The sequence below is a fragment of the Actinocrinis sp. genome (assembly GCF_035650855.1).
Lineage (GTDB): Bacteria > Actinomycetota > Actinomycetes > Streptomycetales > Catenulisporaceae > Actinocrinis.
The window spans coordinates 1-14311 of the sequence record NZ_DASRGV010000322.1; the positions used below are offsets into that span (position 1 = coordinate 1).

The 14311-nt window shown below is 71.4% G+C and carries 15 protein-coding genes; 7 read left to right on the forward strand and 8 right to left on the reverse strand.

The features are described 5' to 3' along the window. Together VFB40_RS22815 and VFB40_RS22820 are read left to right on the forward strand one after the other, a co-directional pair. Positions 1-396, forward strand: a 396-nt coding sequence (locus tag VFB40_RS22815; protein ID WP_414642133.1) for an ABC transporter permease, incomplete at its 5' end; no start/stop codon positions are given. A 65-nt stretch (positions 397-461) separates the two neighbouring features. Continuing rightward, positions 462-1388 (forward strand): aldo/keto reductase, encoded by a 927-nt coding sequence (locus VFB40_RS22820; protein ID WP_324853956.1) that lies wholly within the window; start codon positions 462-464, stop codon positions 1386-1388. Positions 1389-1401: 13 nt separating this feature from the next. Here VFB40_RS22820 and VFB40_RS22825 read toward each other — a convergent pair whose 3' ends face one another. The 3 genes from VFB40_RS22825 to VFB40_RS22835 all read right to left on the reverse strand — a co-directional run bounded on the left by VFB40_RS22825 (position 1402) and on the right by VFB40_RS22835 (position 3646). Then, positions 1402-2262 (reverse strand): tetratricopeptide repeat protein, encoded by an 861-nt coding sequence (locus VFB40_RS22825; protein WP_324853958.1) that lies wholly within the window; start codon positions 2260-2262, stop codon positions 1402-1404. Positions 2263-2349: 87 nt separating this feature from the next. Further along, the gene (locus VFB40_RS22830; RefSeq protein ID WP_324853960.1) at positions 2350-3021 is read right to left on the reverse strand and encodes a FadR/GntR family transcriptional regulator; all 672 of its coding nucleotides are present in this window, start codon (positions 3019-3021) and stop codon (positions 2350-2352) included. A gap of 163 nt (positions 3022-3184) precedes the next feature. After that, on the reverse strand, positions 3185-3646 hold the full coding sequence (locus VFB40_RS22835) for a GNAT family N-acetyltransferase (RefSeq protein ID WP_324853962.1): 462 nt from the start codon (positions 3644-3646) through the stop codon (positions 3185-3187). A gap of 94 nt (positions 3647-3740) precedes the next feature. On the opposite strand from VFB40_RS22835, the gene VFB40_RS22840 reads away from it, so the two are divergent. Continuing rightward, complete coding sequence (locus VFB40_RS22840) at positions 3741-4283, forward strand: NUDIX domain-containing protein (RefSeq protein ID WP_324853964.1); 543 nt, start codon at positions 3741-3743, stop codon at positions 4281-4283. A gap of 13 nt (positions 4284-4296) precedes the next feature. Here the strand turns inward: VFB40_RS22840 and VFB40_RS22845 are convergent, their stop codons facing one another. Beyond that, the gene (locus tag VFB40_RS22845) at positions 4297-5454 is read right to left on the reverse strand and encodes an acyl-CoA dehydrogenase family protein (protein WP_324853966.1); all 1158 of its coding nucleotides are present in this window, start codon (positions 5452-5454) and stop codon (positions 4297-4299) included. Between the two features lie 124 nt (positions 5455-5578). Between VFB40_RS22845 and VFB40_RS22850 the strand changes: the two genes are divergently transcribed. Beyond that, complete coding sequence (locus tag VFB40_RS22850) at positions 5579-6238, forward strand: TetR/AcrR family transcriptional regulator (protein ID WP_324853969.1); 660 nt, start codon at positions 5579-5581, stop codon at positions 6236-6238. Between the two features lie 64 nt (positions 6239-6302). After that, complete coding sequence (locus VFB40_RS22855; RefSeq protein WP_324853971.1) at positions 6303-7664, forward strand: FAD-binding oxidoreductase; 1362 nt, start codon at positions 6303-6305, stop codon at positions 7662-7664. A 58-nt stretch (positions 7665-7722) separates the two neighbouring features. Here VFB40_RS22855 and VFB40_RS22860 read toward each other — a convergent pair whose 3' ends face one another. Continuing rightward, positions 7723-8529, reverse strand: a complete 807-nt coding sequence (locus tag VFB40_RS22860) for a hypothetical protein (RefSeq protein WP_324853973.1) — start codon at positions 8527-8529, stop codon at positions 7723-7725. A gap of 162 nt (positions 8530-8691) precedes the next feature. On the opposite strand from VFB40_RS22860, the gene VFB40_RS22865 reads away from it, so the two are divergent. Further along, on the forward strand, positions 8692-9210 hold the full coding sequence (locus VFB40_RS22865; protein WP_324853975.1) for a DinB family protein: 519 nt from the start codon (positions 8692-8694) through the stop codon (positions 9208-9210). 236 nt (positions 9211-9446) lie between these two features. On the opposite strand, the gene VFB40_RS22870 is transcribed toward VFB40_RS22865, so the two are convergent. Then, on the reverse strand, positions 9447-10241 hold the full coding sequence (locus VFB40_RS22870; protein ID WP_324853977.1) for a cellulose binding domain-containing protein: 795 nt from the start codon (positions 10239-10241) through the stop codon (positions 9447-9449). A gap of 287 nt (positions 10242-10528) precedes the next feature. On the opposite strand from VFB40_RS22870, the gene VFB40_RS22875 reads away from it, so the two are divergent. Beyond that, positions 10529-11623, forward strand: coding sequence for an LOG family protein (locus VFB40_RS22875; RefSeq protein ID WP_324853979.1), 1095 nt, complete (start codon positions 10529-10531; stop codon positions 11621-11623). Positions 11624-11768: 145 nt separating this feature from the next. On the opposite strand, the gene VFB40_RS22880 is transcribed toward VFB40_RS22875, so the two are convergent. Both VFB40_RS22880 and VFB40_RS22885 read right to left on the reverse strand, forming a co-directional pair. Continuing rightward, positions 11769-12470 (reverse strand): gamma-glutamyl-gamma-aminobutyrate hydrolase family protein, encoded by a 702-nt coding sequence (locus VFB40_RS22880; protein ID WP_349260035.1) that lies wholly within the window; start codon positions 12468-12470, stop codon positions 11769-11771. Positions 12471-12519: 49 nt separating this feature from the next. After that, positions 12520-14226, reverse strand: coding sequence for a DUF885 domain-containing protein (locus VFB40_RS22885; protein ID WP_324853981.1), 1707 nt, complete (start codon positions 14224-14226; stop codon positions 12520-12522). Positions 14227-14311: the final 85 nt, after the last annotated feature.

Here is a 14311-nt window from a genome sequence, read left to right on the forward strand (position 1 = left end):
ATCTACGCCGTTGGCGGCAACATGGAAGCGGCGCGCGCCGCCGGGATAAAGGTGAACAGGGTCCGGATCGGCGTCTACGTGGCGGGCAGCGTGCTCGCCGCGATCGGCGGGCTGATGGAGGCGGGCAGGGTCTCCCAGGTCGCGCCCAACCAGGGCTACGGCGAGGGCATCATCTTCTCCGTGTTCGCCGCCGCGGTGATCGGCGGGGTGTCGCTGCGCGGCGGGCGCGGCAGCATGGTCGGCGCGGCCAGCGGCGTGATTCTGCTGGGCCTGGTGCAGAACGTGATCGACCTGGCGCAGGTCTCCAACTACTGGCAGCTGGCGATCAGCGGCGCGGTCATCCTGTTCGCGCTGGCACTGGCCCGCGTGGTCGGCGGCGAAGCGAGCGCTGACTGACCTTGGGCGACGCCACTTCCCTTCAAGCATCCGCACGCAGGCCGCTCGGGCGCAGCGCGGTGTCGGTGACCGCGCTGTCCCTCGGTACCGCCCCGCTGGGCAACCTGTTCGCGCCGGTCACCGACGAGCAGGCCACAGCCGTGGTCGAGGCGGCGTTCGAAGCCGGGATCGGCTACATCGACACCGCGCCGCACTACGGCGTCGGTCTGGCGGAGGAACGGCTCGGACGCGTCCTGGCGACGCGGGACCGCGCCACCTTCACCCTGTCGACGAAGGTGGGCCGATTGCTGCGCCCGCTGCGGAACGGGGAGTCCGCCGATCCGGAGGGCTTCGTCGAGACGCCGCCGCGCGCGCGGGAGTGGGACTTCAGCGCGGCGGGCGTCCGCTCCAGCCTCGAGGCCTCGCTGGATCGCCTCGGCTTGGACCGGATCGACATCGCCCTGCTGCACGACCCGGACGAACACGAGCGCGACGTCTACGAGTCCGGATACGCCGCGCTCGCTCGGCTGCGCGCGCAGGGCGTCGTCGGAGCGATCGGCGCGGGCATGAACCAGTCGGCGATGCTGACGCGCTTCGTGCGCGACTTCGATCTCGACTTGGTGCTGTGCGCGGGGCGCTATACGCTGCTCGACCAGTCGGCCCTCGCGGATCTGCTGCCGGCGTGCGAGCGGCGCGGCACGTCGGTGGTGATCGGCGGCGTGTACAACTCCGGCCTGCTGGCCAACCCGAATCCGGGCGCGACCTTCGACTACGCCCCGGCGGACGCCGCGCTGGTCAAGCGTGCCCAGGCGCTGGCAGAGCTCTGCGAAACACACGGAGTGCCGCTCAAGGCCGCCGCCGTGCAGTACCCGCTGCGCCACCCCGCCGTGGCCAGCGTCCTGGTCGGCTGCCGTAGCGAGGCGGAGGTGCGCGACAACGCAGCCGCATTCGCGCACCCGATCCCGGAGGAGCTCTGGTCCGCGCTCGGCGCCTCGGGCCTGCTCACTGCATAGGGCCGGCGTCCGCCTACAGCAGGTCCGCGCCCAGGTGTTCGCCGCTGAGGTGTTCGCCGCTCAGCTCGGCGAGACGGCGCAACCGTTCCGGCTCCTCGGCGACGAGCCAGGCGTCCCCAGACAGCAAGCGATGTGCGGCGGCGAAGTGTGGCGAGGCTGCCTCCGGCTGCCCGGTAACCAGCAGCAGCTCGCCGAGCTCCTCGTCGATGTACCCGGCGCCGGGGCCGGACTGGCGAAGCTCTCGCTGAATCGCCAGCGCCTCGTCATACCGCCCGAGCGTACGCAGGCACCGGGCGACCGCCCAGCGCGCCACCTTGATCGGCTCGGGATCGCCTTGCGCCAGCCGGAACGCGAGGGCCTGCTCGAAGTATCGCAGTGCCTCGTCATACCGCCCGAGGCCGTGCGTGGTCCAGCCGAGGTTGTGGGTCACCGGGCCGACCCACCGGCGGGCCCGGGGATCGTCGGAGGACTGGGCGATCCGCAGCGCTCGCTCGGCCCAAGGCACCTGCGCCTCGCCGGACTCGGCGATGGCGAGCATGTGCGCGGCGTCGGCGGCCAGGAAGTCGAGGCCTGCCGCCTCGGCGCGTTCCAGCGCGCTGATGAAGAACGGGCGGGCGGCTGCGGTGTCTCCGCTGGACCGCAGCATCCGGCCGCGTTCGATGGCCAGGTACGCGGCGGCCAGCGCGCTGTCGCCGGGATCCACCGCGGACAATTCCTTGTCCGCCTCGTCGAACCGCCGCTGTAGCCCTAGCGCGCGGCCAAGCTGGGTGCGCAGCACCGCCGCGTCCTCGCCGTCCGCATCGGCCAGCGCCGCCCGGAACCGCTGCTCGCTGGCAGCCGGATCTCCGAAGTCCCACAAGGCGTCGAGGTCCACGCCGTCACCGTACCAACGGCGAGACGTCCCCGCGGCGCTCACCGATACATGGTGCTCACGGACACGCTGCGCGCCGCGGCGCACGCCCTAGAGCACTGAGGCGAGCCACTGCTCCACGCTGGCGATGTGCACGGTCGCCCAGGAACGCGCCGCCTCGGGATCGCGGGCCTGCAGCGCGTCGAGGATCGCGCGGTGCTCAGCGAGCGTGCGGGTCGCGGCGCCCTCCTGAGTCAGGCCGCGCCAGACGCGGGCTCGCGCCGTCGGCGCGGAGAGCGTGTCGAGCAGTGAGCACAGCACCGAGTTGCCGGAGGCGGCCGAGATGCGGCGGTGGAATTCCAGGTCGCTGGCGACCAGCTTGTCGATGTCCGGCGTCTCGCCGAGGTCGTCGAGCGCGGCGCGCAGCGAGGCGATCTCGTCCTCGGCGATCCTGGTGGAGGCCATCGCCACGGCCGCGGGCTCCAGGATGCGGCGCACGGCGAGGAACTCCAGCACCGTGTTGTCCTGGTGGAAGTCGACGATGAAGTTCAGCGCCTCAAGCAGCAGCGGTGGCTCGAGGCTGGTCACGTAGGTGCCGTCGCCCTGGCGCACGTCCAGGATGTTGATCAGCGAGAGCGCCTTGACCGCCTCGCGCAGCGAGTTGCGCGACAGGCCGAGGTCGGCCGCCAGGTCGGCCTCCTTCGGCAGCCGGTCGCCCGGGCGCAGCGCCCCGGTCACGATCATGCCCTTGATCTTCTCGATCGCCTCGTCGGTGACCGCCACGTACCACTCCCGTCGACCCTGCCGTGCCTGCCGGGACCGCCCCGGCAGGCATCGGAGCTCTCCGCATCAGTATCGCGGTCGCTGCCCGCGGAGAACAGCGGAAACAGCTCACATTCGGACGGTGAGCAGGCATGACATCCTGATCGATCAGATGTCCGGCTCGTCAGGGCAGCGGCTTGATCCAGCGGCGCCAGTGCTCTTCGCGCTGGTATCCGGCCGCGCCCCAGGCGCCGTGCGCGGTCGTGTTGCGTTCGAGCACCATCGCGTCCGCGCGGCGGCCGCCGAAGGCCGCGAAGCGCAGTTCCGCGGCCTCGATCAGCAGTCGGCCGATGCCCTGCCTTCGGCGGTCCGGCGCGACCGCGAGGCGGTAGAGGTGGCAGCGCCAGCCGTCGAACCCTGCGATGACGCTCCCGACGATCCGGCCGCTGCGTTCAGACGCGGGGCTGTGCTCGGTCGCGGGACTGTGTTCGATCGCGAGGATGAGCGCCTCGGGATCGCGCTCGATCAGCCCGCGCACGCCCGCCGGGTCGTCGCTGACGCTAACCCCTTCGGCCGCCGCGGCCCAGAACGCGAGCACGGCGTCGATCTCGTCCAGGCGCGCGGGACGGACGTCAAGATCGCTCATGCGGCGATCCCATCACGGGAATTCGGCTGCGGGCCACCGGTTATCCGGCCGCCGGCGGCAGCGCGGTGGAAACGCGGCGGCTAGGCTGGCCGTCATGATCGAGCAGGTTGCCAGCCGAGTGGTGTACGAGAACGCGTGGATGAGCGTGCGCGAGGACGAGATCGTCCGCGCCGACGGGACCGCGGGCATCTACGGGGTCATCGACAAGCCGCGGTCGGCGCTGATCGTCCCGCTGCAGGACGACGGGTTCTGGCTGGTGGAGCAGTACCGCTACACGGTCGGCGGCCGGTTCTGGGAGTTCCCGCAGGGCACCCTGCCGGATCGCGGCGACGGCGACCCGGCCGAGGTGGCGCGGCACGAGCTGGCGCAGGAGACCGGCCTGAGCGCCGGGAGGCTGACGCCGCTCGGCCGGTTCTTCCACGCCTACGGGATGTCGAGCCAGGCCTGCAACGCCTGGCTGGCCACCGATCTGCGACCGGATCCGGCCGCCGCGGCGCCGGATCCGGAGGAGGTCGACCTGGTCGCGAAGTGGTTCCCGCGCCCGCAGTTCGAGGAGATGCTGCGCGACGGCCGCATCGCCGACCTGGCGACCATCGGCGCGTACGGCCTGCTGATGTTGGAGGAACGCAGCCGGTAGGCCGTCGCTCCTGCTACAGGCCGAGCGACTTCGCCACGATCGTGCGCATGATCTCGGACGTGCCGCCGTAGAGGCGCGAGACGCGGGTGTCGGCGTACAGGCGGGCGATCGGGTACTCGTTGATGTAGCCGTAGCCGCCGTGCAACTGCAGGCACTTGTCGATGATCCGGCCGGCCGCCTCGGTGGTGAACAGCTTGCAGGCCGCGGCGTCGGCCGGGGTCAGCTTGCCCTCGTCGAACAGCTCGACGGCGCGGTCGGTCATCGTCTGCGCCGCCTGGTACTCGGCCTCACAGTCAGCCAGCACGAACTTGGTGTTCTGGAACGCGGACACCGGCTGCCCGAACGCCTTGCGCTCCTTGACGTACTCGATCGCGAACCGGATCGCCGCGGCCGCCGACGCGGTGGCGCCCACGACGATGGCCAGGCGCTCCTCGACCAGGTTGTGGGTCAGGTACTTGAAGCCCTGGCCCTCCTCGCCGAGCAGGTCCTCGACCGGGACCTTGACGTCCTGGAACGCCAGCTCCGCGGTGTCCGAGGTCTTCAGGCCGATCTTGTCCAGCTTCTTGCCGACCGAGTAGCCGGGGGACTTGGTGTCCACGAACAGGATGGACAGACCGCCGCGCCGGTCCTCGGGGGTGGCCGGGGAGGTGCGCGCGACCACGAGCACGCGGTCGGCGAGCACGCCGCCGGAGATGAAGGTCTTGGCGCCGTTGAGGATGTAGTGCGTGCCGTCGGCGGACAGCTTCGCGGTGGTGGAGATGCCGGCCAGGTCGGAGCCGGTGCCCGGCTCGGTCATGGCCAGCGCGCCCATCATCTCGCCGGAGACGAACCCGGGCATCCAGCGCTGCTTCTGCTCCTCGCTGGCGAAGGCCAGCAGGTAGGGGCGCACCAGATTGGTGTGGATGCTGTAGGCGCCGAAGGAGACGCCGGCGCGGGCGACCTCCTCGGCCATCACCATGGCGAACTTGTAGCTGGACTCGCCGGCGCCGCCGTACTCCTCGGGCACGTTGATGCCGTGCAGGCCGAGCTCGCCGAGCCGCAGGTAGAACTCGCGCGGGACGTGGCCCTGCTGCTCCCACTCGCCGTGGTGCGGGACGACCTCGGCTTCGATGAAGTCCCGGATCATGGACCGGAACGCCTCGTGGTCCTCGTTGTAGATGGTGCGGATCACGGGGTATGCCTCCTCGCGAGTACAGTTGAACGCTCGTTAAGCTACTCGTCAGTAGCCCAGCCTGTCCAGAGCGGTCGCGTTCGGGGCCGGCCGGGCCGCCCGGGTGAGTGGAAGGAGCCCGTCCATGGCCGGACGCCCCGCTGGGCACCAGGCACTGCTCGACGCCGCGTCGGCGGAGTTCGCCGGACGCGGCTACTACGCCACCTCGATCCGGGACATCGCGGCCCGCGCCGGGGTGAGCCTGTCCGCGCTTTACCACTATTACCCGGGCAAGCAGGCGCTTCTCGCCGCCTTGCTCCACGAGGGCATGGACGCCTACTTCGCCTTATGCGACGACGCGATGGCGCAGGCCGGCCGTGATCCGGCCGGACGGCTGGCCGCAGTTGTCGGCGCGACGGTGCGGTACCGCGCTGAACGTTCGGTAGCGAGCCTGATTCTGATTAACGAAGCTAGAGCGCTGCCTGAGGACTTGGCTGCGGCGTACCGCGAGCGGGAGCGCCAGGCGACGGACCTGTTCCGCTCAGCGATCAATGCGGGAATCGCGAGTGGCGTTTTCACGACGCCGTACCCCGACGACGCACGCCGGACGATCATCGCCGCGTGTAACGCGGTCGCGCAATGGTACCGGCCGGATGGTCCTGTACCGCTGGACGTGTTGGCTGAGCGGTACGTGACGCTCGCGTACACGCTGCTGGGTTATCGGCGCCGCACGCCGCTGGCGCGATCGCGCGCAGCGGCCTCGGCGGCCACTCGGGCAGCTGCCATCGACGCCGGCGCCGGGTGATTCGCCTCCGCGCCCGGGCGCCGCGGCATTGACACCGGCCGGACCCGCGAATAGACCCGTTACCGTGATCATCGACGATCTCGTGAAGGAACTGCCCCCGGGTCGCGTCATCACCGATCCCGACCAGATCGGCGCGTACTGCAACGACGAGCACTCGTATGTGACGCCTGGTCAGGCCTGCGCCGTCGTGGTCGCGCGAGAGCGGGACGACGTCGTGGCGGCGCTGCGCTGGGCCTCGCGCAACCGGGTGCCGGTCATCCCGCGCGGCGCGGGCACAGGCATCGTCGGCGGCACCGCCGCGGTCGACGGCTGCCTCGTCATCTCCCTGGCCAAGATGACCGCGATCCGCGAATTGTCGGCGGAGGACGAACTCGCGGTCGTCGAGCCGGGCGTCATCAACGCCGAGCTCGACCGCCAGGCGCGCAAGCTCGGTCTGATGTACGCGCCGGACCCGTCCAGCTACGAGACCTGCACGATCGGCGGCAACATCGCCACCAACGCGGGCGGCCTGCGGTGCGTGAAGTACGGGGTGACCCGCGAATCGGTGCTCGGGCTCGAAGCCGTGCTCGCCGACGGGTCCGTCCTGCGCACCGGCCGCCGGACGATCAAGGGCGTCGTCGGATATGACCTGACCGCGCTGCTGATCGGCTCGGAGGGCACGCTCGGCGTCGTCACCGAGGCGACGCTGCGGCTGCGCCCGGCGCCCAAGCAGCCGCCGGTGACCGTGGCCGCCGAGTTCCCGACGATCCGTCAGGCGGCGGAGGCGGTCTGGGCGATCATCCGCTGCGCGGTCGGGCCGAGCCTGCTGGAGCTGATGGACCGCACGACGCTCGTCGCGATGGACGAGTGGCGCAACATCGGGCTGGATCCGGCGACCGGAGCGATGCTCCTCGGACAGGCGGACGGATCGGATGCGCAGGCGGCAGCCGCGGTCATGGCGCAGTGCTGCGAGGCCGCGGGGGCGTCCGTCGTGGCCGTCTCGTCGGATGAAGCGGAGGCCGCACAGCTGCTCACGGTGCGCCGTACGGCGTTCAACGCGATCGAGCGTCTCGGTGCGTGTCTCATCGAGGACGTGTGCGTACCGCGCTCGAAGCTGCCGGAGATGTTCGATGCGGTAACGCGCATCGCAGAGCAGTACAAGGTGCTGGTACCGACGGTCGCGCACGCGGGTGACGGCAACCTTCACCCGGTCTTCGTCTTCGACCGTTCGCTGCCCGAGATCCCCGCCGAGGTGTGGGCGGCGGCCGACGAGCTGTTCCGCGCGGCGCTCGCCCTCGGCGGCACGTTGACCGGAGAGCACGGCGTGGGCACGCTCAAGCGGCACTGGCTCGGCGAGGAGCTGGGCGCGGAGACGCTCGCCGCGAATCTGGCGATCAAGCGGGCGCTCGACCCGCTCGGGATCCTCAATCCCGGCAAGGCGATCTAAGGGCCGCGGCGCGGCTCACTCCCTACGGCCACCGGACGCGCCGCGGCGAGCAAGCCCCCTACTCCGAGGCGAAGAACGAGGAGGTCGCGGCGTCCGGGAGGGTGCCGTCGAGGCTGCGTCGCCGTGCCCGGCGCAACGATTCGAGCCCGGCGAGGTCGAGCGTGCGTGTCTCGATCGCGGCGGCGGTCGGCGTGGCTCCGGCCGACACCGGGTCCTCCGCATTGGCGGCGGCGGTCGCGGTCATCGTGGTCGCGGCGGCCGGTTCGGTGGCCGGCGCGACGGCGCGGCGCACCGAGTAACCGATGGCCGCCGTGACGCCGGGAAGCCAGCCGAGAGCGGCGCCGAGCACGGCCATCGTGGCCGCTTGCAGCGTGAGCACGTCACCGATGGGCGCGTTGGCGGTCATGCCCAGATCCATCGCGCGCATACCCGGGGCCACCGCGTGATCGACGATCCCTGCGATCAGGCCGATCACCGCGGCGCAGAGCGTGCTCAGGCTCCACACGCCGACCAGCAGCGAGAGCCGGGCCCTGCGCAGCGCCAGCCCGCCGGCCAGCAACCGCGCGCCGATCAGCACCAGCAGCGGCCAGCCGAGGTCGAGTACGAGCCCTGCGACCCAGTGTCCGGTGGTCTGCCCGGCCGGGGCGCTGGAGCCGTGCGGGCCGACCGTCCAGTGGAACACCGAGAGCGACCCGGCCAGCATCGGCACGCTGTTGCCGACCGGCCTGCGGTCCAGCGCGCCCATCGTCGACCAGGTCCACGGGTTCCCGATGGCGGCGGTCAGGATCAGCACGGCGCCGGCGGCGCAGCCGGCGATACCCCAGCGACGGCGCGGCGAAAGAGTCGACAGGTATGTACGTGCCATGGCAAGCAAGCTTCGCCGGGCTGTTGAACGAAATCAAGCCCCGAATCGGTAGTTACGTGGTTACCGATTCGTGACAATCCGCCCGGTCCGCGCCTGGCCTGGGAGCGCGCGGCGCGGATAAACCCGCTGAGCCTTGTCGGTACGTTATGCCAGGATTGCGCCATGACGATCACCATGGACGCACAGAGCCGCCACGAGCCGCCGGGCGTGGCCGACGAACGCACGCTGCTGACCGGCTTCCTCGACTATCACCGCGACACGCTGGCCTGGAAGTGTTCCGGCCTGAGCGAGGAGCAGCTGAAGCTGCGCTCGGCGGAGCCGTCGAGCATGTCACTGCTGGGGATGCTGCGGCACCTGACCGAGGTCGAGCGCGGCTGGTTCAACAAGGGCATCGCCGGCGAAGAGACGCCGCCGCTGTACTTCGACGACGAGGACCAGGACGGGGACTGGAACCGCCTCGACGCGAACAGTCCGACCGAGGTCTTCGAGGCGTGGCAGGCGGCCTGCGCCCGCTCGCGCGAGATCACCGCCGCGCACGAGCTGGATTTCGAGGCGAGCCGGGGCGACTGGACCTTCTCGCTGCGCTGGGTGCTGCTGCACATGATCGAGGAGTACGCGCGGCACAACGGGCACGCCGACCTGCTGCGGGAGCGCATCGACGGCGGCGCCATCGGGGAGTGACCCGACCGGCGCGGCGTGCCATGAGCGTCGATTACCTGTTGGCGTCCGCTGCGAAGCTGGGGGTGCGGCCGCGCGGCTCTGCCCCCACCGGCGGGAGCGCAACACCCGGCGGTGAGGGCAGAGAGAGTACCGCGCAGCAGTCCTGATCAGCGTCCCAGAACAGCAGCCTTGCGCAGCGGTCCCGCGCAGCAACTCTGCGCAGCGGTCCCGATCAGCTACCCCAATCCCTGCCGGCGTCAGGCGCAGGGGACGCCGTTGAGGGTGAAGCCGCTCGGCGGCGCGTCACTGCTCTGCCAGGAGCCGACGAAGCCGACGCCGGTGAGCGTCGCCCCCGGCGCGATCGTCCCGTTGTTCGCGGTGTTGACGAGCGTGACGCTGTTGCCGGTCTGCGCGAAGTTCGCCCCCCATACATAAGAGATGCGCTGGTCGCCGCCGAAGGTGAAGGTGAGACGCCAGTAGCTGATCGGCAGCGTGCCCGTGTTCGTGATGGAGACCGCGGCCACGAAGCCGCCCTGCCACTCGCTCTGCTTCGTGTAGACGATGTGGCAGGAGGAGGTCGCGCCGCCCTGGATCGCGACCGTCGCGGTGGCCGTGGCCACGGTGGCGCCGCCCACGAAGAAGCTGACGTACTCCTGGTACGAGGTCGCGCTGCATCCCGCGAAGGTCAAGGTGCCGAAGGCGTTGGTGTACTGGCCGTTCGCCGCGAAGTTCGCCGGCATCGCGATCGGGTCCACCACCGGGCAACCGGGCGGCAGCGTGTTGCCGGAGGGGCCGAAGAACCTGCCGTAGGCCTCGACGGTCGCGCTGACCGGCTGCGCGGTACAGTTCGTCGCGACGAGCTTGGCCGTGGCGGTCTGACCCGCCGTCACGACCGGCGTGCCGAACGCGAACGAGTCGATCTGGATCGTTCCGGTGCACGAGGCGGTGGCCGCGCTCGAGTGCGCCGCCGCGGCCGCTGGGCCGGCGCCGGCGAGCACGAGCGCGAACAAAGCCAGAATCGGCAGGGCGGCCAGGCGCAGGATGCGTCGCACGGCTCTGCTCCCTTCCCGGCCGCGACCGGCCGGCGAGAGGTGGATTGTCAGCCTTCGATCTCGCATGTTCCCGTGGTCTTATACACCCGGGCCGATGCACCGCAAAGGCCGGACGCACCGGCCCGGATCAGGCTTCCGGCTCGCGTCGCACGTCATCCGGCAGGCCGCGGTCGGCGCCGCAGCGCTCCCGTCGTGAAAGCGTCACGCCCGCTCTCGCGTCACTCCGCCGGGCCGGATTGTGCCGACCGGTACCCGCGACGGCCAGGCTGCGACTACGCTTTGCGACCATGGAGATCGAGTCCCTGGCCGCCTTCGACAACCACTTGAGATCGCATCAGGGTAGCCTCGCGGGCTGCCGGGTGCAGGCGGTCGATCTCGTAGAACGCGGTTGGGAGCTGCGCACCGCGGACGTCACGGACTCGGTCTTCCTCGGCTGCTCGCTGACCGAGTCGGTGGCCGGTGACCTGCGGCAGCGCGGCGCGATGGTGTTCCCGCCGGCGCCGAACCTGCCCTTCGACCCCTACCGCACCGCGTTGTACACGGCGGACGAGCTCTACGACGGGATCGCGCAGAAGCCTTACGAGCAGACCCCTGACGCCCTCACCTACGCCTGGGACTCTGGACCGCGCGACCGCGAGGACGTGCTGGGCATCGTGCTGCGCGGCCTGCATGACGACTCGATCACCGACGCGCTCGGCGAGTTCCTGACGGACCGTAAGACCGTGGCCGTACTCGGCGGACACGCCGTCGCCCGCGACTCCTCGGCCTACGAGGAGGCGGCACACCTCGGGCGGACGCTGACCCGCGCCGGGTTCACCGTGGCGACCGGCGGCGGCCCGGGCGCGATGGAGGCGGCGAATCTGGGCGCGTACTTGGCGCCCTTCCACGACGGGGCCGTGGACGAGGCGGTCGAGGCGCTCAGCGCGGCGCGCGAGTTCCGGCCGGATCCGACCTCGTGGGCGCGCGCCGCGTTCGACGTGCGCACCGCGTTCCCGGCCGAGCGGGCGGGCCAGTCGCTGTCGGTGCCGACCTGGTTCTACGGGCACGAGCCGCCCAACGCCTTCGCCGGCGCGATCGCGAAGTACTTCTCGAACGCGGCCCGGGAGGACTGGCTGCTGGCGCGGGCCTCGGCGGGCCTGGTGTTCCTGCCCGGCGCGGCCGGCACGGTACAGGAGATCTTCCAGGCGGCCGCGCCCGCGTACTACACGCCGGTCGGCGAGGTCCCGCGCCGGCTCATCCTCGTCGGCATCAACCACTGGACGAATACGCTGCCGGCCTGGCCGCTGCTGCGCGCGCTGGCCTACTCGCGGCCGATGGCGACCACGATCCACCTGGTGGACACCGCGGCCGAGGCGGGGATACTGCTCACCCGCGTGCACTGAGCGCCGCCGTCCGCAGCCCTCTGCTGCCGGTTCGCCACCGGGGTCGGCTGGCTGGCAGGCTCGGCTACTGGGCTCCGAGTACCGGCGGCGGTGGACCCGGGGGTCGACGAGCAGCACACCGGCTGAGGCGAGCAGGGGCCGGCCGTTACCCGGTCGCCTTCACCAGCGCCGTGAACAGCGCGGGATCGTCGCGCACCTCGGGATGCCACTGCACACCCACCAGGAACCGGCGGCGCGGCACCCAGGCGGCCTCGATGGTGCCGTCCTGCGCCCAGGCGCTGGCGACCATGCCGCTGCCGAGGCGGTCGATCGCCTGGTGGTGGTGACAGGGCACGTCGACGCCCTCGCCGAGCAGCGAGCCGGGCAGCGCGTCGGTGTCCAGCCGGATGCGCACTGTGCCGTACACCCCGGGCGCCGGACGGTGCCGCTCGCCTCCGGCGAGGTCCGGCAGGTGCTGGTGCAGCGTCCCGCCGAGGCAGACGTTGATGAGCTGCAGACCGCGGCAGATCCCGAGCACCGGCAGGTCGGCCTGCAGCGCGGCCATCAGCAACGCGGTCTCCCAGGTGTCGCGATCCGCTTGTGAGCGCTCGGCGAACGGATCCGGAGCCGCGCCGTACCGCACCGGTTCGATGTCCGGGCCGCCGCTGAGAATGAGCCCGTCCAACCGGCTGATCACGGCCTGGGCCGCGTCGTCCGCGCCGATCGGCAGCAGCACCGGTACGCCGCCGGCCGCCGTGACGTGGTCGGCGTAGGCGTGCGGCAGCAACGCGGCCGGGGTGTGCCACACACCCCAGGCCGCGTGAGTCCGGTAGGCGGTCAAGCCAATCAGAGGCCGCACATCACTCATCATGGCAGTGATGCCCACGTGGCGGCGCGGTTATCCCGTGATTTCTCCGTCATCCGGCGGTTTGCGCTTCTTCCACCGATCCTGCGCTTTCCCGCTCCCGGCCCGCGTCCGGCCCGAATCCGCCGAGCGCCGCGGCCCGCGCCAGCCCGAGCGGCAGGCTGCCGGAACCGGCGATCGTGTCGTGGAACTCGCGCCGCGAACCGAGGCCGCGGGCGAGGTACTCGTCCCGGATCCGCTCGATCTCCAGGCAGCCGGTCAGATACGACGGCGCCTGCGTCGGCCAGGCGCAGTACCGCGACACCTCGCCCTTCGCGGTGCCGACGGACAGCGCGGTCTTCTGCACCATGAACGCCTCGGCCTGCTCGGCCGTCATGTCGCCGCAGTGCAGCGCGGTATCCACGACGATCCGGGCGGCGCGGAAGGCGCGGGCCTCGACGTGCGCGAGCTCGTGGCGCGGATCGGTGAAGTAGCCCGCGTCGCGCATCACCGTCTCGACGTAGAGCGCCCAGCCCTCGGAGAAGTACGGCGTGCGGTGCACCTTGCGCAGCGTGCGCGTCGAGTTCGCGGACCAGGACAGGTGCCAGTGGTGGCCGGGGTACGCCTCGTGCACGGAGATGGTGGGGATCTGCGCGCGGGAGTTGGTCGCCAGCCGCTGGCGCACCTGGTCCTCGGTGAACTCGGCCGGGGCGTAGGGCACGAAGAAGTGGCCGACGCGGGACTCGGTCAGCGGCGGCGGCGACATGTACGACGCGACGGCGAGGATCGGGCGCTGGAACTCGGGCGAGGGCACGACCCGGCACTCCTCGCCCCGCGCGAAGGTGACGATGCCGCGTTCGCGGGCGAACTGCCGGGCGCGCTCGGTCTCGGCCTCGTACTCCTCGCGCATCGCCTCGAGCGTCGGCGGGTGGTCGTCCTGGAGGCTCGCGATCAGGGCGTGCCAGTCCGCTGACTCGCCGGCGGTCGACTCGGCGGCGATGCGGCGGGCGAGCTCGCCAAGCTCGGCGTCGAGGGCGGCGTACGCGCGCTCGCCGCGCTCGTGCAGCTCGGCGGCGCCGTAGCCGAGCAGTTCGCGTTCGGTCAGCAGCGCGGAGTAGAGCCGCTCGCCCATCCGCCAGTCGCCGCGCGCCTTCTGCTGGAAGTCCTCGAGGAACGCCGCGGTCTCGTCGAAGGCCGCGGCGGCCGGCTCGGCGGCCCCGCGCACGCGCGCGGCGAGCCGCTCGTCGCCGACCATGCCCGGCAGCGAGGAGGTGACGAAGGCGCGTCCGGTGCGCGCCTGGCCGAGGCCGCGGCCCACGATGAGCGGCGCGGCGAGCTCGGCGTCCAGGTTGTCGCGGCAGGATGCCAGCACGTCGGGAAGCTGGGCGAGTTTGCCGAGGGTGTCCTCGACCAGGAACGACTCGGGGTGCAGCCGGTGCACGTACGGCATCAGGAGGCTGAAGAAGGTGGTGGACAGGTACACGGAGGGGTCGCGCCGCCAGGCCGGCCATTCGGCGAGCAACTGCTGGCCGCGCAGCTGGGCCACCGCGAGCCGCCGGTCGATCTCGTCGTCGAGCTGCGGCGCGGGCGCCAGAGCCTCGAACCGCGCGAGCCATTCGGTCACTTCCCGTTCGCGTCGCAGCATCGCCTCGGCCGAGTGATCGCCGAGCCGGCCGTCGAAGCCCTCGGCCCCGAGCAGCTGTGCGTGGGCCGGATTATCGGCGAAATACCAGGTCAGGTAGGCGTCGACGAGCTGCGGGACGGAAGCGCGCGCATTCATGGGGTGATCCTCGCCGCACCCGGCCAGGTTCGCAACCCCCTTGCGCCCCTGACTCAGGCTTCTTCGTCATTCGCGCCGCCGTGAG